This is a genomic window from Pseudophaeobacter sp. TrK17, assembly GCF_042192375.1.
Lineage (GTDB): Bacteria > Pseudomonadota > Alphaproteobacteria > Rhodobacterales > Rhodobacteraceae > Pseudophaeobacter.
Genome location: NZ_CP071700.1, coordinates 2367180 through 2383614, shown reverse-complemented (window position 1 = coordinate 2383614; position 16435 = coordinate 2367180). Strand labels below are relative to the sequence as shown.

14 protein-coding genes are annotated in these 16435 nt (G+C 59.6%); 5 read left to right on the top strand and 9 right to left on the bottom strand.

Translation table 11 applies throughout. From position 1 onward, the window contains the following. The first annotated feature begins 1 nt into the window (after position 1). Positions 2-853, top strand: coding sequence for a peptide chain release factor N(5)-glutamine methyltransferase (prmC, locus tag JZI28_RS11165; protein WP_375697642.1), 852 nt, complete (start codon positions 2-4; stop codon positions 851-853). Positions 854-1079: 226 nt separating this feature from the next. Further along, positions 1080-1883: a DUF4167 domain-containing protein gene (locus tag JZI28_RS11160; protein ID WP_375697640.1), complete on the top strand. Its 804-nt coding sequence runs from the start codon at positions 1080-1082 to the stop codon at positions 1881-1883. 121 nt (positions 1884-2004) lie between these two features. On the opposite strand, the gene rsmA is transcribed toward JZI28_RS11160, so the two are convergent. The 6 genes from rsmA to lptF all read right to left on the bottom strand — a co-directional run bounded on the left by rsmA (position 2005) and on the right by lptF (position 9614). Then, positions 2005-2850, bottom strand: coding sequence for a 16S rRNA (adenine(1518)-N(6)/adenine(1519)-N(6))-dimethyltransferase RsmA (gene rsmA, locus JZI28_RS11155; protein WP_295454499.1), 846 nt, complete (start codon positions 2848-2850; stop codon positions 2005-2007). 103 nt (positions 2851-2953) lie between these two features. After that, the gene (pdxA, locus tag JZI28_RS11150) at positions 2954-3949 is read right to left on the bottom strand and encodes a 4-hydroxythreonine-4-phosphate dehydrogenase PdxA (protein ID WP_375697638.1); all 996 of its coding nucleotides are present in this window, start codon (positions 3947-3949) and stop codon (positions 2954-2956) included. Next, complete coding sequence (locus JZI28_RS11145; protein WP_375697637.1) at positions 3946-5205, bottom strand: peptidylprolyl isomerase; 1260 nt, start codon at positions 5203-5205, stop codon at positions 3946-3948. The genes pdxA and JZI28_RS11145 overlap by 4 nt, the downstream gene beginning before the upstream one ends. Next, positions 5190-7352, bottom strand: coding sequence for an LPS-assembly protein LptD (locus tag JZI28_RS11140; RefSeq protein ID WP_375697635.1), 2163 nt, complete (start codon positions 7350-7352; stop codon positions 5190-5192). Before JZI28_RS11140 ends, JZI28_RS11145 begins: the two co-directional genes overlap by 16 nt. Position 7353: 1 nt before the next feature. Continuing rightward, complete coding sequence (lptG, locus tag JZI28_RS11135; RefSeq protein WP_348151053.1) at positions 7354-8457, bottom strand: LPS export ABC transporter permease LptG; 1104 nt, start codon at positions 8455-8457, stop codon at positions 7354-7356. Next, positions 8454-9614: an LPS export ABC transporter permease LptF gene (lptF, locus tag JZI28_RS11130; RefSeq protein WP_375697634.1), complete on the bottom strand. Its 1161-nt coding sequence runs from the start codon at positions 9612-9614 to the stop codon at positions 8454-8456. Before lptF ends, lptG begins: the two co-directional genes overlap by 4 nt. Before the next feature lie 246 nt (positions 9615-9860). Between lptF and JZI28_RS11125 the strand changes: the two genes are divergently transcribed. Beyond that, a complete protein-coding gene (locus JZI28_RS11125) occupies positions 9861-11336 on the top strand; it encodes a leucyl aminopeptidase (RefSeq protein WP_375697633.1) in 1476 nt (491 codons plus the stop codon). Between the two features lie 7 nt (positions 11337-11343). Beyond that, on the top strand, positions 11344-11802 hold the full coding sequence (locus tag JZI28_RS11120) for a DNA polymerase III subunit chi (protein WP_375697632.1): 459 nt from the start codon (positions 11344-11346) through the stop codon (positions 11800-11802). Positions 11803-11832: 30 nt separating this feature from the next. On the opposite strand, the gene JZI28_RS11115 is transcribed toward JZI28_RS11120, so the two are convergent. Genes JZI28_RS11115 through JZI28_RS11105 form a run of 3 tightly spaced genes read right to left on the bottom strand, consistent with a single transcriptional unit; the run spans position 11833 to position 14936 of the window. Beyond that, complete coding sequence (locus JZI28_RS11115) at positions 11833-12414, bottom strand: TIGR02281 family clan AA aspartic protease (protein ID WP_295454513.1); 582 nt, start codon at positions 12412-12414, stop codon at positions 11833-11835. Positions 12415-12453: 39 nt separating this feature from the next. Further along, positions 12454-13077, bottom strand: a complete 624-nt coding sequence (locus JZI28_RS11110) for a MarC family protein (RefSeq protein WP_295454515.1) — start codon at positions 13075-13077, stop codon at positions 12454-12456. Continuing rightward, on the bottom strand, positions 13074-14936 hold the full coding sequence (locus tag JZI28_RS11105) for an ABC-F family ATP-binding cassette domain-containing protein (protein WP_375697631.1): 1863 nt from the start codon (positions 14934-14936) through the stop codon (positions 13074-13076). Before JZI28_RS11105 ends, JZI28_RS11110 begins: the two co-directional genes overlap by 4 nt. Positions 14937-15206: 270 nt before the next feature. Between JZI28_RS11105 and JZI28_RS11100 the strand changes: the two genes are divergently transcribed. Continuing rightward, positions 15207-16409, top strand: coding sequence for a multidrug effflux MFS transporter (locus JZI28_RS11100; protein WP_375697629.1), 1203 nt, complete (start codon positions 15207-15209; stop codon positions 16407-16409). The last annotated feature ends 26 nt before the right edge of the window (positions 16410-16435 follow it).

Genomic DNA, 16435 nt, shown 5'->3' with positions numbered 1-16435 from the left:
AATGAGTTCGGTTCAGATCCTGACGGCGGCTCAGGCCATGGCCTCTGCCGCTGCCCGGTTGCGGGCTGCCGGGGTCGATGATCCGGCCCGGGATGCGCGCCTTCTGCTGGCCCACGCCGCCCGGATCGAAGCCAGCCGGGTGACACTGATTGCCCCTGAAGAACTCGATCCCGATGTGGCAGAACGCTACGAGCAGCTTATAGCGCTGCGGGCGGTCCGGGTGCCGGTGTCGCATTTACTGGGCGAGCGGGAGTTCTACGGCCGCCGCTTCAAAGTCTCAAAGGATGTGCTGGACCCGCGCCCGGAAACCGAAACCCTGATCGAGGTCGCTCTGGCGCAGCCTTTTGAGCGGGTGCTGGATCTGGGGCTTGGCTCTGGCTGTATTCTGGTGACGCTGCTGGCAGAGACCCCGCAGGCCACCGGGCTGGGGGTAGACCTGAGCGAGGCCGCCTGCCTGCAGGCCAGTGCCAATGCGCTTCTGCACCGGGTCGAGGCCCGCATCGACATCCAGCAATCGGACTGGTTTTCAAATGTCACCGGCAGCTTTGATTTGATCGTCTCGAACCCGCCCTATATCGCGCAGCATGAGATGGCAGATCTGTCGCCAGAGGTGCGCGAGCATGAGCCGGACCTTGCCCTGACGGATGGCGGTGACGGCTTGGCAGCCTACCGCGCGCTTGCCGCTGGGGTGGGGGCACATCTGCGCCCCGGCGGGCGGTTGTGTTTGGAAATTGGCCCAACACAGGGGCGGGCCGTCGCCGCAATGCTGCAGCAAGCCGGATTGACACATATCGCAATTCTCCCGGATCTTGACGGACGCGACCGGGTTGTTTTTGCCCGAAACGGAGCCTGATCCGGCTTTTTTGTGCGAAAATTTGTGTTTTTGAAAGAAACTTCACGAAATATGAGGTGCGCCCCTTGTCTGGGGCCATAGAAAGTGGTTACTCAAAGTGTCGCTCAAAAACGGTGAGGTTACTCTACCTCCCAGCGACACCAAGCCCAAAATAGTCGATCATCCGGCGTAATGAAGCGCTGAAGTAGATCCAGGACACATGTAATTTAAGGCTGACGTTAGGCATATGAGATCGTCAAAATCACGTTCGCGTTCCAAGTCGAACCGGAACCGCCCCAATGGGGTCAATGTTGTAAATCGCGTCTTCGACAGCTCCGGCCCAGAGGGCAAGGTGCGCGGGACTCCGCAGCAGATCATTGATAAATACAACCAGCTGACACGCGATGCGCAGCTCAGCAATGACCGGGTCGCCGCTGAGAACTTTCAGCAGCATGCGGAACATTACCTGCGTCTTCTGAACGAAGCTCAGCGCGAAATTGATGCCCGCCGGGAAGATCAGGAACGCCAGAACCGCGAACGGCAAGCCGATCGTGACCGCGAGCGGGCTGAACGGCTTGAGCGTCAGGAGCGGGAAGCAACCGCCAATCAGGCGCAACAGCAGCCCCAATCCCAGCCCCAGTCTGCGCGTCATCAACAGCCTCAATCTGGTCAGCCCAGTGCTGAGAACCAGAGCGATGCCGCTGCACGGCAGGATGCGCCCCGTCAGGATCCGGCCAATGCGCCGCAGCCTGATGTGATTGACCCGCGTGATGCGGGCGCAGGCAGCGGTCAGGACAGCGGCCTGGTGGACACACCAGAAAGCAAAGGGCAGTCGCCTGCTGACGCGCCGAAAAAACCAGCGCCCCGCAAACCGCGCGGACGCAAACCAGCGGCTGCAAAACCCAGCGGTGATGCAACGGCAGCTCCAGCCGCAGCTGAGGGCGAGGCCCCTGCTGCAGCAGAGACTGACAAGGAAGCCAAACCAAAGCGTGCACCCCGGGCCAGAAAGCCCAAGCCAAAACCCGAGGATGCACCGGAAGCGGCCGAATAATTCCGGTTAATATTCTTGACCATGGGATCGAAGTAGAAAACCGGCCTTCATCTGAAGGCCGGTTTTTTTGCGAGCTATAAGAGCAGCTGTGGGGCAGTGGCCGCGCCGGTCAGTCCAGCGGTCAGTCCAGCGGTTTGATGCTGCGGGCCAGGGCGCAGAACTCTTCCAGGCTGACCTGTTCGGCCCGTTCGGTTGGGGCAATACCTGCGGCTTTCAGGTGGTCCTCAATTCCCGGTGCCACGCTTTTGAGGCTGGCGCGCAGCATTTTACGGCGCTGATTAAAGCCCGCTGCGACCACCCGGGACAGGGTGGCGGCATCCGCAGGAAAGCGCGGCTGCTCCAGCGCGGTGAGATGCACTACCGCGCTATGGACCTTGGGAGGCGGGCTGAAGGCTTCGGGGGGCAGTGAGAGGACAATCTGCGCATCCGCGCGCCACTGCGCCAAGAGGGCCAGACGGCCATAGGCCTTGGTGCCGGGTTGGGCGACGATACGTTCGGCGACCTCGCGTTGAAACATCAGGGTGAGGCTTTGCCAGAAGGGCGGCCAGTCCTTGGGGGTGAGCCAGCGCACCAGCAGTTCGGTACCGACATTATAGGGAAGATTGGCTGCAATCCGAACCGGCGGGGTGAGATGCGCCAGCGGATCCACGTCAAGTGCGTCACCATTGATCAGCTCCAGCCTGCCGGGATAGGCCTCGGCAATTTCTGCCAGGGCAGGCATGCAACGGCTGTCTTTTTCCACCGCAAGAACCCGGCGCGCCCCTTCGGCAAGCAACCCACGGGTCAAGCCACCGGGACCGGGGCCAATCTCCAGCACGTCACATTCGCTGAGATCGCCGGCTTGGCGGGCGATTTTTGAGGTGAGGTTGAGATCCAGCAGAAAGTTCTGCCCCAGCGATTTACGCGCCAGCAGCTGATGGGTGTCGATGACCTCACGCAGGGGAGGCAGGGAGTCGATGGCGCTCATTGCGGTATGTCCAGGGCGCGCGGCCTTGCGGGGCGCCAGTCAAAGAAAGGGTGGGGGAGGGATAGGCAGTCGGCTGAGAGCCGTCAAGGGGATGACGCCTCTGTCACCCCTGTTGGGTGCTGCGCTGCGCCATGCTCTGAGCCAGTTTCAGCGCCTCGATGAGACTGGATGGATTAGCCTGGCCCGTGCCTGCAATATCAAAGGCGGTGCCATGATCTGGTGAGGTACGGATAAAAGGCAGGCCCAGGGTGACATTGACGCCGCGATCAAAATCCAGCGTTTTGATCGGGATCAGCGCCTGATCGTGATACATGCAGATGGCCGCATCATAGCGGGCGCGGGCGCGGGCATGAAACAGGGTATCCGCCGGATGTGGCCCGGTAAGCGTAAGCTGATCCGTGTTCAATTCGCTGACAAGATCATTGATCCACACCAGCTCTTCCTGGCCCATGGCGCCACCTTCACCCGCATGGGGGTTCAACCCCGCAACCGCAATACGCGGATGGGCAATGCCAAATTGGGTTTGCAGGCCTTGGGCAGTGATGGCGATTACCTCACGCAGCAGCTCTGGGGTGAGGGTGCGCGGGACCGCGCTCAGGGCGATATGGATGGTGGCGGGAACCACCCGCAGGGCGGGGCTGGCCAGCATCATCACCACGCGGCTGCGGACTGCCAGATGAGCCAGAAACTCGGTATGGCCGGGAAAGGCAAACTGCGCCCCATCAATCAGCGCCTTTTTGTGTATCGGCGCGGTACACAGCGCTGAGGCCGCACCCGATTGAACCAGTTCAACACCGCGTTCAATAGACTGCACCACCCCTGGCGCATTTTTGGGATCAGCTTCGCCCTTGATGGCGGATCCTGCAAACTGCAAAGGCAAAACCGGTAGCGCCTGTGCGCAAAGGTCCAGGGCCTCACCAGGCGTTTTGATCAGCGCAACAGGGGTGTCCTGTGGCAGGTGGCGTGGGTCCCCAATCCAAAAAAACGGGCAGCTCTTTTTCAAGAGCTGCCAGGCTTTAACGGTGATCTCAGGACCAATCCCGGCGGGTTCCCCGCAGCTGAGTGCGATGGGACGCAGGGGGCGACCGGAGCAGATCATTTTTCGATGATCAGGGCGTCCGCCCGAAGCTGTTCCAGAAAGCTGTCCGCCAAAGAGGTCAGCCGTTGGTGCGTCAGGGCGTTGGCGACGGTTTCACGAGATTCGCCTTCGCCCAGCTGTGCAGTGCGACCGCAAAGCATCAACAAAACCAGTGTTTGGCCCTGGTTGCGGGTGAGAGACAGGGAAATCTCATTTGGGTCCAGTTTGGCCAGCTCAATGCCGATATCCTGAGGAATTTCTGCGGGCACCAGGCTTTGGCGGTCCAGAACGCTCGGGTCCTGGTCCTTTGCGACGCCGTAAAGGTCCTCACAGGTGTCGAGGCTATCCGCAATCTTCTGGGCCTGGGCCAGGGTTTCGGCGCTGCGGCCACCGGGGATGTAATAGCTGGCGTAGTCGATCGCAGAATAGGTTTGGCGACTGCCGGTCACTTCGCGGACGCCGCGCATCTGGAACATTGCCACGGCCCCCTGCAACGGCAGGGGCTCAGTGATTTCGCCGGGGTCAAGCGCAAGAACAACGGGTTGCAGCTGCGGTGGCAGTTTGGTCAAGTTCATCCAGGGCAAGCGGCCGCCATTGTTCCGGCTGTCTGAGGCCGAATATTGGGTAGCGGCCGAAGAAAAGGCCGCAAAACTGGTTATTTCCCCAACCTGATCGGTCAGGTTTTGGACCTGCTCCGCATTCTGTTCGTTGATTGGCACGATCAATTCGGACAGCAGAACCTGCACCCCACCTGACCCGGCCTGGCCCATCGCACGGTCAATCTCCACCTCTGTGGGGCGTGCCCGGGATAGGAACCGTCCGCCCACATATTCGCGCCAGCCTATGCCCACTTTGGTAAAATCGCGTACCGTTTCTGGCTCAATCCCGGATTGTTTGAGAACGGTCAGGAATTCATTGAGTGACAAATTAGCCCGCCCGGCAAGCTCAGTCATGCCTGCGGTAATGTCTTCCTCTGATGGAGAAATGCCAACCCGGTCAAGTTCAGCCATCTTGAGCCGGTCTTTGATAAGCTCTTCGCGGGCCATGATCTCTGGGTTGCCAGGAGTCCGCAAAACGCCCATGAACAACGCGCGCTGTTGCAATTCGTACTGCGTAATCACTGCGCTGTCGACGGTCACTGCGGGCGAAAATAGCCCCTGGGCAGCCACTGGGGCCGCTGTTGAAGAGAGTGCCAAGCTTAAGGTAAGAGCCACCGTCGCTTTGGAAAGGCTTCGGATCAAGGACGCCGAGAAGGCCTGGGTCAAGATTGTCTGCATGATCGCCTGTACTGTTTGCTACTGTTATTGACTGAGAATCCGTTCATGGAAATTGAAAACCCAAAATCCGTTGAGGGATCTACGCTTGTTGTCGAGGTATAGCGACGGTTTACCGAAAGGTCGACCGTTACGCATTCGTTGCTGTAGGCTAGGCCAAGTCCTGCCCGCGTGGCCCGTGCATCGGAAATATCATAGCGCAGGCTGGCACTGGCTTTCCAGCTGGTCGAGACCTCGTAAGAGCCATCAAACCAGATCTCAGAGGTTTCGGTAATCCGGTTTTCATTTGGGTCGCTGCCAAGCCAGAGATAGCTGCCAGAAACGGCCAGCGCATCGCGGTACCAATCCCCACGCAGCTCCGCTTTGGAAAAGTTCAGGGAATCATTCAGCAAGCCACGCGCCGTGAGGGCGATGCCGTCGTTGAATTTCAATTGCCCCGCCAACAGCAGGTCCGAGGTGGTGCCCCCCAGGCCAGAGGTTTTGGTAAAACGGGTGTCAGCATCCTGGCGGATGACTTGGCCCACTGTTGCATAGGCCTGCCAGCCACTGGTGGCAAAGCGCGCCCAGTTGAAGCCATAGGCGAGAGCCAGCCCGTCTTCGCGCGCGTCTGAGGCCGGGAACCGCGACAGGGACAACAGATTGGCCTGGTCAAATTCAACATAGTTGCTTTCGTCCTGGGCAACGCTGTCACCAATCACATTGCTCCAGCCCAGTTGCACAATGGGTTCAAAGAACTGGGCGGCGCCGCTGGAGTCGGTTTTGGACATGGGCAGGCGCAGGGTGAGCGCGGATCTGGGGGTAAGGCGCGAACTGTGTTCGGAAAAGTAGGAATCGTCATAGGTGGTAAACCCTTCAATTGCCGATCCGATCTCCCATTCCAGCAATACCCCACCGGCCAATTGCCAACTGCGGCGCCAATCGAGGTCTGCGGTGACACGTCCGTGGTCGCGCCCGTTGGTGGTGGTCAGGTTGCCTTCCTGATCTGAGGTTCGGTTGTGACCGTGGGCTTCGAGTGTGAGCCGGGTTTCACCGCCAATGGAGGTCGGGAAATAGCGCTTTTGAAAATAAACCTCGCCGATGGACGACGGGATGAGATCCTGATCTTCGCTGTCGCGCAGGGTCTTGAAGTTGGTCAGCGCCGCGTGCAGCAGGCTGTCCCGGGTGGATCGCGTCAGGGTGACTTCGGAGCGCAGGCGGTCAAGGTCGGGCAGGCTGTAATCCGCAATATAGGCGTCATCCGAAACCGTCTTGAGGTCAAACTCCAGCTGGAAATCCCGTGGCAGCTCAAACAGGCCCGTCGCAAAAAAATACCCGCGGTCTTCGCCTCGCTGCAGGTCATCGCGGGTATAGGCCCCTTCGAGCTCTATAGTGCCATGTCGAAAGGCCTGCCGATAGCGGGCCTCCAGGGTTCTGGTGCTGCCGGAAAGATAGGGCGACAGGGTCAGATCTCGGCTGTCGCCCAGCGTGAAGAAATAAGGAACTTTGATCCCGGTCCCGAGGTTCGAGGTGGTCCGGGTTGAGGGCACCAGAAAACCGCTGGTGCGCTTTAGGTTGGGATCCGGCAGACGCACGGCGGGGAAGTAAAACACCGGAACATCCAGAATTCTGACCTGGGCGTTTTCAAAATAGAGCTGCTGTTCAACCTGGTCATGGATGACCCGTCCGGCGCGGATCTGCCAAAGCGGCGGCTTGCCATCTTCGCAGACATGGCACGAGGTCACCGAGGTTTTGTAGAGCTGCGTATAGCGACCGCCCACGCGGGTCATTTGCAGGGATGCCAGCTGCAACTGCTGCTTAAAGATCATCCGCGCCCCGGTCAAAAGCCCGTCGCGCAGGCTTCGGTCCAGTTCGGCGGCATTGGCGAGAATGGTCACATCGCCGCCCTGATCGATGCGGATCGGGCCTTCGATTTGCAGGGTGCCAGAGCTTTCTTCAAAGATGACCCGTTGCGCCTGTAGTCGGACATCGCCTTGGAACGCCTCGACATTTCCTTTTGCGATCAATTGCCGATCGGGGGTGATAAACAATTGATCCGCAACCAGTATGGCAGGCTGCGCCGCCGCAGGCGCAGCTCCGTTTTGCTGCGCTGCCGCAGGAGAAGTGATCGCCAGCCAGGGCAAGACCACCGAGAGCAATAGGGCGCGGCGCATATTATCCGTCCTCAGCATGTAATAGTAGTCCCATCGTCAGCAGTATCGAGGCAACCGGCGGAGCCCAGGCGGCCAGGGCCACCGGAATCTGGCCATTCTCACCCAGAATTTGCGCAAAATTTCGTATAAAGTACAGTCCAAAGCCTAATAACACAGCAGTGAGCACGGCAAGGCCGGTTCCGCCAAACCGGGTGTGGCGCATGGTAAAGGCGGCACCAACCAGCACCATGGCAATCAGGAATAGGGGCCGGGCCAGTTCTACCTGGTACCAGACCTGATAGCGTTTGGTGGCAAAGCCAGCTTCGGCGAGATCGCGAATGGTGGTTGGCAGATCATAGACCGAAATCCCATCCGCCGATCCCAGCGTGTCGCGAATGCGGTCCTGCGTCAACGAGGTTGGTATCCGCAGGGTGTCATGGTTGGCGGCAGATCTTTCAGGGTTGAGACCTGCCGTCATATGCCAGGCCTTGGCCTTGTGCAGCAGCCATTCATCTCCGTCCAGCCGGGCGGTTTCGGCAATGATTTGCCGGATTGGGCCACCACGGGGCGCATAGGCAAGGATGGTGACATCATAGAGCACAATGTCGTCGCGCCCGCCGCCGTAAGAGCTGGCATGGATTACGGACTGACCGTTGGCACCCCCCTGGCGCAGCCACAGCCCTTCTCCGGAGAGTGACAGGGCCGAGGGGCCGCCGGTGCGATAGGTGTCGGCCAGGCTTTTGGATAGGTTGGTGGTCGCCGCAACAATCGGGTTAAGGGTGCTCACCGCCAGTAGCCCCAGCAACCCGGCCACCAGAACCGGCGCCGCCAGCGCACGAATGCCTGAACGGCCAATCGCCCGTGTCACCACTAACTCGCTGCTGCGGGCAAGACCGACAAACAACACAATGGTGGTCAGGATCATAATCAGCGGCAGGAACTCGCTGAGCGCTGCAGGGGCATTGAGAAGCGTAAGGCCGACAATTTTTCCAGCGCTCACATCATAGGCATCAAACCGGCGGATTTGTTCATTCAGGTCGATGAGAATAACCAGGGTCATCAACACGCCACAGATCACTGCAAACCATTGCAAGAACCGTCGGGCATAATACAGATCCAGCTTCATGATCCGGTCTCCTGGCGGCCAGTTTGTAGGGGCGCGACGGTCCGGCGCGCCCGGCGACGCGGGGCCAGTGGATGCGCTGCCAGTTGCAGAAAGCCAACTGCAATCACCAGGCCAATCAGGGCAGGCAGGTAAATGAGCGGCCACAGATCGGGATTCGTTCGCACCGGCTCCGACACAACTCCCCGCAGGCCTTCGACGATGATCAACAACAAAAAGGCCAGCAGCGCCTGCCGCCAAACGCCAAACCGGGAGTGTGACCCGATCATCAGCGCAGAGAATCCAATCAGTGCCACCGCAATACAGATCAATGCGCGGGCAAAGCGCAGGTGGAATTCCTCTGCCAGCGCGCCCAGGCTGTAGCCATCAGAGAGGTTGATGTCCTCCCGGTTTCGCAGCAGTTCCCAACTGGAAATCTCGCGGATATTGCGCTGTGTTATTGTGCTTTTGTTGACCAGGGAGCTGATGTCATAGGAGAAGTCAGAAAAATTGGTGGTGGACATCTGCTTTGTTCGATTGTCGAGGCGCTGCGCCATTCCGTTGACCATGATCAGGTGGGTTTTGCCCTCGTCACGCACCAGAAAAGCACGCGCACCGGTATAGGTCATGCTTTGATTTGGATCGCGGCGGTCAGACAGAAAGACGTCATTGAGTGTCCCATTGGAATCGATCTGCCGGATGTAGAAGGTAACGCCCTTGGTCGGATGAAGAAAATGCCCCTCAGTCAATAGTTTGGCGGTAACATTTCGCGAAATCTCCTGCTCACGCAGCGCCAGTTGGCCGATCGAGCTGGGCAGCAGGAAATGGGTCAGAACAGACATCATCAGCGCTGTGATCAACCCAAAACCCAGGGCCGGCCGTGCCATTTGCCAGGGGCTTGTGCCGGTGGCCTGCAGGACGGTCAGCTCACTTTCGCTTTGCAGCCGGTTGGTCACCCAGACCGCAGCGGCAAAGACCGCCACAGGCAGCACCATGCGGATCAGGTTGGGCAGGGTGAGGGCGGTGAATTCCAAAAAGACAATTGCCGTCTGGCCGTCACCAATCAGCCGGTCAAACAGCACAACGGCCCGGTTGACCCAGAAGACCGCAACAAGAATGAGCGCAAAAAAGCTGAAAAACAGCAGGTATTGCGACAGGACATATCTGTCAAAGCGTGACATTTGATCCCCCCAGACCCTGCCAGTATCGTTTTGCGGAACCTTAGAGGAATTGTTTCACGGGGAAAACTGCTAACTGCGTAATTTTGCCGGCCTATCATCGGTTGGCGGAGGTTTGCAAAGCCGGGTGGCTGGGGTTTCCCTTTCGGCTGGCCCGGTCGGCCGCTTGGGGGCTGGCTATTGCACAGAGCCGCGGTTACGTATTGTCTCATCAAAACAAGACCACATTCCGACAGGAGCCCCAAGATTATGCGCACATTGCCCGCTATCCGTTTTGCCGATTATGACCCAAAGGCCCTTTCAGGGATGACCGGCCATGTTGTGGTTCTGGTCACCCCCGAAGGGGTGATGGATCAGGCCGCGCGCAGTGCCAACCGCCTGACCAAAGGCGCCCTCGCACGGCTGATCGCGGCGCCGGAGTTTGAAAGCCACAAATCGGGCAAGGTGATTTCCCTGGCCTGGCCGACAGGCATGGCGGCAGAAGCACTGCTTGTTCTGGTCCTGCCGCGGCGCATCACCCCAATCGAGGCGCGCCAGGCCGGCGCCAAGCTGATCGTTGCGGCGCCACAGAAAACCATGACGGTGATGGCAGGTTCGATTCCAAAGGCCGCCGAGCTGGCGATGGGGATGGCGCTGCGCAGCTATGGATTTGACCGGCACAAAGCCGCGCAAGAGCCAAAACCCGCCCCCGAGATCATCATTGCGCACAAGGCCCATGACGAAATGGCAGCCGCCTATGCGCCATTGGCCGCAGTCGCGGAGGGCGTTCACATGACCCGCGATCTGGTCAATGAGCCTGCCAATGTGCTGACCACCAGCGAATTCGCCCGCCGGATCGAAGACATGTCTGAGATTGGGCTTGAGGTCGAAATCCTGGATGAATCGCAGCTGCAAGAGCTTGGCATGGGGGCACTGCTGTGTGTCGGGCAGGGCTCGGACAGCCCCTCCAAGGTTGCAATCATGAACTGGAAAGGCGGGGCCAAAGGCGATGCTCCACTGGCCTTGGTCGGGAAGGGCGTGGTGTTTGACACTGGTGGAATCTCGCTCAAGCCCGCCGCAGGCATGGAAGACATGACCATGGACATGGGCGGCGCCGGTGTGGTTGTCGGCACCATGAAGGCGCTGGCCCTGCGCAAGGCCCGCGCCAATGTGGTGGGGCTGGTTGGTCTGGTGGAAAACATGCCTTCGGGCAATGCCACCCGTCCCGGCGATGTGGTGAAATCCATGAAGGGCGACACCGTAGAGGTGATCAATACCGATGCCGAGGGGCGCTTGGTGCTCTGTGATGTGCTGTGGTACGCGCAGGAGCGGTTCAAACCCTGTGGCGTCATTGATCTGGCCACCCTGACCGGCGCGGTGATCATTGGCTTGGGCCATGAAAACGCGGGTGTTTTTTCAAATGACGATCCCCTGTGCAATGGCTTCCTCAAGGCGGCCAAAGCCAGTGATGAAGGCGCTTGGCGCCTGCCGCTTGGGCAGGGCTATGACGATCAGCTGAAATCGCGGATTGCCGATATGAAAAACGTGGGTGGCCGCCCTGCAGGCTCGATCACTGCGGCGCAGTTCCTCAAACGCTTTATCAAGGACGATATGCCCTGGATTCACTTGGATATTGCCGGTGTCGCCTCGGTGACATCTGCGACAAGCTACGCGCCCAAAGGTGCCACCGGCTGGGGTGTCATGGCCTTGGACCGTTTGGTGCATGATAAGTTCGAAGCGGAATAGGCCGACCATGGGCGCTGCCTATTTCTATCACCTGACCCGCCGCCCCTTGCAGGAAACCCTTCCGGTTTTGCTGCAAAAGGCGCGCGGTGCAGGCTGGCGCATCGCGGTACGGGGCCAGCAGGCAGACCGGATGAGCTGGCTGGATGACACCCTCTGGCAGGGCAGTGCCGATAGTTTTCTGGCGCACGGCCTGGCGGGCGGCCCCCATGATGCGCTGCAGCCCATTTTGCTGACCACCACAACCGAGAGCGCCAATGCGCCGGACTGTTTGATGACCGTCGATGGCGCGGCGGTGACTCCGGAGGAGGTTCAGGCGCTGGAGCGTGTCTGCATTCTGTTTGACGGCACCGACCCGGATGCGGTTCAGCAGGCGCGCGGACAATGGAAGAACCTGACAGGCGCGGGCTGTTCTGCCCAATATTGGTCCGAAGGATCAGGGCGTTGGGAAAAGAAAGCAGAGGCTTGAGGCGGCAAGTGTCACCAGCCCTGCGGCGGATCAGCGGGTAAGCACCAGCGCCCCATTGCGGATCTCAATGCTGGACCATCGCTGTAAATAGGTCATACCCAGCAGGGATTTATCCATTTCCCCCCGGGTAACAGAGACCCGCAGATTGCGATCTCGGATCTCGCCCAGGGCCAGCTCATCAACCCGAACAGATGCGGTCTGCACAATGCCATTTGCCGTACTGGCGCGCCCCAAATAGGCCAGCTTTTCTGGATCAAACCCAGCGCGGCGCGCGTCCTGGGTGCTGAGCACAACTTCGCTTGCGCCGGTATCCACCAGAAACTCCACCCTGGCCCCGTTCACCATCAGCGTGAGATAGTAATGACCATCCTGAGAACGCGGCACGGTGACGCGTCCGGCCTCGCTCATCACCGATTGTTGCGGCCGTACGGTTTGGCGAATGTCGTCCCACAGCCCGTAACCGGCGATAACCCCCAGAAAGATAAAGACCCAAATCGCCATCTGTTGCAGCGTTGTACTGAGGTTTTGCCGCGTTTGCACAAAGACCCAGGAGCCAACCGCACAGAGCAGTAACAAAAGATAGAGCAGGCGCCCATAATCTAGGTCTTCCATGGATCTCGTGTGCCTTTCTTTTGTGGTGCAAACGTCGGTCTAGCTGGCAAAGCCAAAATCACGCAGACCATCCAGCACAAACTGCACCGACAGGGCAGCGAGTAGCATCCCCAGCAGCCGGGTCACCACATTGATGCCGGTCTTGCCAAGGGCACGCTCAAACAGGCCAGAGGCCAGAAACATGGTCAACATCACGGTCAGCACTGCAAAGACCACAGCCATCACCAGGGCAAAGCCTTCAAGCCCCGGTTTTTGCCCGGCCAGCAGGATCACCGTTGCGATGGATCCAGGGCCCGCGATCAGCGGGATCGACAGGGGGAAAACGGAGGGATCATCGGCCTCAACAGCCTCTTCACCCTGATTTTCCCGCCGTTTGGTGCGGCGCTCGAACAACATGTCCAACGCGGTAAGAAACAGCAAAACGCCGCCAGCCACCCGGAATGCAGCCATGGAAATGCCTGCAAACCCCAAGACCGCCTCGCCAAAGGCGGTAAAGAGCGCCAGCAGGCACATCGCCGTCAGGGCGGCGCGCAGCGCAATGGAGCGCCGCTCGTGCGGGGTTGCCCCCTGGGTAAGTGCCAAAAAGATCGGGGTGAGCCCAATAGGATCAATGATCACAAAGAGCGTCACAAAAGAGGTGATCAAAAAGGCAGTGTCGATCATAGAGCCTCAGCTTTTTCCAGTTTTTCCAGGGCGCGCATCCATAGCAGCTCCGCCCGTTCCAGCGCGGTGATGACCTCGGCATGTTTACCCTGCCAAACCCGAGCCTCGTCTTTTTTCTCGGGTTCGTAAAGCTCTGGGTCTGCCAGCTTGGTATCCAGCTTGTCTTTCATCTGGGTCAGCTTGGTGACACGCTCTTCGGATTTGCGCGCTTCCTTGCGCAGCGCCAGGATTGCATCCCGCGAGGGGCGTGCTGGCTTTGGCTTTTCCTTCTTGACCGGCTTGTCCTTGGGGGCTGGCTTGTCTTTTTCCAGCAACAAAGACCGATAAGAGGCGAGATCGCCCTCATAGGGTTTCACTGTACCCTTTGACACCAACCACAGCCGGTCTGCTACCAGGCTGAGCAGGTGCATGTCGTGGCTGACCAGGATCACCGCACCGGTATAGGCGGTTAGTGCCTCAACCAGGGCCTCGCGGCTTTCGATATCCAGGTGGTTGGTCGGCTCATCGAGGATCAACAGATGTGGGGCATCCAGTGTCGCCAACAGCAAGGACAGACGCGCCTTTTGCCCCCCAGACAGGCGGCCCACAGCGGTGTCAGCCTGATCGGCGCCCAGCCCGAATCCGGCCAGCCGCGCCCGCAGACGTGGTTGGCCCTCAGTGGGGCGCTCGCGGATCAGGTGCTGCAACGGTGTCTCATCAATATAGAGCTCATCCACCTGATGCTGAGCAAAAAAGCCGATGCGCAATTTGCTCGATTGCGCCATCTTGCCGCCCATAGGGGACAGCCGCGCCGAGAGCATTTTGGACAGGGTGGATTTGCCCTCACCGTTCTTGCCAAGCAGGGCAATGCGGTCGTCCTGATCGATGCGCAGGTCCAGCTTGCTCAGGATTGCCTTGCCGTCATAGCCAACCGAGACGCCTTCGGTGGCAATAATGGGCGGCGACAGTTCTTCTGGCGTCGGGAAAGTGAAAACAGTGCGGGCGGCATCTTCGGGCGCGCGGATGGTCTCCATCTTTTCCAGCATTTTTACCCGGCTCTGCGCCTGTTTGGCCTTGCTGGCCTTGGCCTTGAAGCGATCGACAAAGCTTTGCAGGTGGGCGCGTCGTGCGTCTTGTTTTTTGGCCTGGGCCGCCTGATTGGCCCGGTTGGCGGCACGCTGGCGGGCGAACTGGTCGTAGTTGCCGCCGTAATAGGTCAGCTGGCGATCCTCCAGATGCAGAATGCCGCCCACCGACCGGTTCAGCAGCTCACGGTCGTGGCTGATGATGATCACGGTATGGGGATATTTGACCAGATAGGCCTCAAGCCACAGCGCCCCCTCCAGGTCAAGATAGTTGGTGGGCTCATCCAGCAGCAACAGATCAGGCTCGGAAAACAGCACCGCCGCCAGGGCGACCCGCATGCGCCAGCCGCCCGAAAAATCAGAGCAGGGCCGCTGCTGCGCCTCTTCGTCAAAACCCAGACCTTTGAGGATCGAGGCGGCGCGGGCCTCGGCGGACCAGGCGTCGATATCGGCCAGCCGGGTCTGCACCTCGGCAATGCGTGTCGGATCGGTGGCCGTCTCGGCCTCGGCCATCAGTGCGGCGCGTTCGGTAGCGGCTGCCAGCACGGTGTCGATCAGCGACACATTGGAAGAGGGCGCCTCTTGGGCGATGCCGCCAATCTGCGCCTTTGACGGCAGGGTTATGGCACCGGTTTCAAGCGCCAACTCGCCGCGAATAAGGCGAAACAGGGTTGTTTTGCCGGTGCCGTTGCGCCCCACAAGACCAACTTTATGGCCATTGGGAATGGTGGCACTGGCCTCTTCGAACAGAGGGCGGCCTTCAACCGAATAGGTGATATCGCGAATACGTAGCATGGGCTCATCCACTGTCGCAGTCACCGCGCCTTGTCAATGCGTATCCGTGCTGTTGTGGGCCATCTCAGAGGCGGCGATTTGGCGCCTACAGCAGATCAGCCCTCTAAGCGCCCCGCGTGTCAAACATTCGTCGCCGGTATATGGGAGTGGGCAAGTGCGCTTTGTATCTGGTGTTTTACCCAGGAATGCTGGAAGTTTCGATGCAGACCATTTGCGCAGAAGCCGTTATTGGCTATTTCTCAGTCTAAACTACAGTATTCAGGTGATTTTATGCGGGCCGCAGAGAAAGATCCCCATCTCATAACATTGATTTTTGCCACCGCCCTGGCGGTATTGTCACTGAACATGTTTCTGCCCTCGCTGGCGCGGATCACTGAGGATTTTGACAGCAGCTACGGCGTGGTGAACCTGGCCCTGGCTGGTTATCTGGGCATCTCCGCGGTTCTGCAGCTGCTGATGGGGCCGCTGTCTGATCGTTTTGGGCGACGTCCCATTTTGCTGGGCTCGATGTTGATTTTTACGCTGGCCTCGATTGGCTGCGTGCTGGCGCAATCTGTTTGGGTGTTTCTTGGGTTTCGTATGATACAGGGCGCGGTGGTTGCCGGGCAGGTTTTGTCACGCGCCACCATTCGCGATATGCATTCCACATCCGAGGCCGCCAGCAAGCTTGGCTATGTCACCATGGCCATGGCCTTGGCGCCGATGCTGGGCCCGATGCTGGGCGGGGCGTTGGACATGCTGTTTGGCTGGCGCTCCAGTTTTGTGCTTTATGCTATTTTGGGGTTTGGCGTGTTGGCGCTTAGCTGGGGCGATTGGGGGGAGACCAACCATCAGCGCTCCACCACCTTTGGTGCCCAGATGCGCAGCTACCCAGAGCTTTTGGCCTCGCGCCGCTTTTGGGGATATAGCTTCTGCCTCGCCTTCTCCATCGGTGGTTTTTACGCCTTTATCACCGGCGCCCCCCTGGTGGCAGCGGCCTGGTTTGATCTGAACCCGGCACAGTTGGGGCTGGGTATCGGTATCATCACCGGGGGCTTCATGGTCGGAAATTTTGTCACCGGCGCGTTGGCCAACCGGGTGCCGTTGATCACATTGGTGCTGGCGGGGCGGTTTGCAGCCGTAATCGGACCACTGATTGGGCTGGCCCTGTTTCTGACGGGGCTGGGGACGATCCCGGTGTTTTTTGGCGCCGCCATTGCGGTTGGATTTGGCAACGGGCTGACAGTGGCCAATGCCAGTGCCGGATTGATGTCGGTGCGGCCTCACCTGGCGGGCAGTGCTTCTGGCCTGTCGGGGGCCATTACGGTGGGGCTGGGGGCGGTGATGACAACCGTGACAGGCGTTCTGGTGACGCCGTCGAACGCGCCCTTCATGGTGCTGTCGATCATTTTACTGTCGAGTATCTGCGCTTTGGCCGCAGGGCTTTATGTGCGGTGGCTCGATATTCACGAGCCACTGGCCGAGGCCCCCTGAAATCCGGCTGCAATTTGGTGTTCGGC

Bases quoted from the DNA above. Each gene is read 5' to 3' on its own strand.
- prmC (WP_375697642.1), top strand. From the start codon at position 2: ATGAGTTCGGTTCAGATCCTGACGGCGGCTCAGGCCATGGCCTCTGCC.
- JZI28_RS11160 (WP_375697640.1), top strand. From the start codon at position 1,080: ATGAGATCGTCAAAATCACGTTCGCGTTCCAAGTCGAACCGGAACCGC.
- rsmA (WP_295454499.1), bottom strand. From the start codon at position 2,850: ATGAGCGCCATCGACTCCCTGCCTCCCCTGCGTGAGGTCATCGACACC.
- pdxA (WP_375697638.1), bottom strand. From the start codon at position 3,949: ATGATCTGCTCCGGTCGCCCCCTGCGTCCCATCGCACTCAGCTGCGGG.
- JZI28_RS11145 (WP_375697637.1), bottom strand. From the start codon at position 5,205: ATGCAGACAATCTTGACCCAGGCCTTCTCGGCGTCCTTGATCCGAAGC.
- JZI28_RS11140 (WP_375697635.1), bottom strand. From the start codon at position 7,352: ATGCGCCGCGCCCTATTGCTCTCGGTGGTCTTGCCCTGGCTGGCGATC.
- lptG (WP_348151053.1), bottom strand. From the start codon at position 8,457: ATGAAGCTGGATCTGTATTATGCCCGACGGTTCTTGCAATGGTTTGCA.
- lptF (WP_375697634.1), bottom strand. From the start codon at position 9,614: ATGTCACGCTTTGACAGATATGTCCTGTCGCAATACCTGCTGTTTTTC.
- JZI28_RS11125 (WP_375697633.1), top strand. From the start codon at position 9,861: ATGCGCACATTGCCCGCTATCCGTTTTGCCGATTATGACCCAAAGGCC.
- JZI28_RS11120 (WP_375697632.1), top strand. From the start codon at position 11,344: ATGGGCGCTGCCTATTTCTATCACCTGACCCGCCGCCCCTTGCAGGAA.
- JZI28_RS11115 (WP_295454513.1), bottom strand. From the start codon at position 12,414: ATGGAAGACCTAGATTATGGGCGCCTGCTCTATCTTTTGTTACTGCTC.
- JZI28_RS11110 (WP_295454515.1), bottom strand. From the start codon at position 13,077: ATGATCGACACTGCCTTTTTGATCACCTCTTTTGTGACGCTCTTTGTG.
- JZI28_RS11105 (WP_375697631.1), bottom strand. From the start codon at position 14,936: ATGCTACGTATTCGCGATATCACCTATTCGGTTGAAGGCCGCCCTCTG.
- JZI28_RS11100 (WP_375697629.1), top strand. From the start codon at position 15,207: ATGCGGGCCGCAGAGAAAGATCCCCATCTCATAACATTGATTTTTGCC.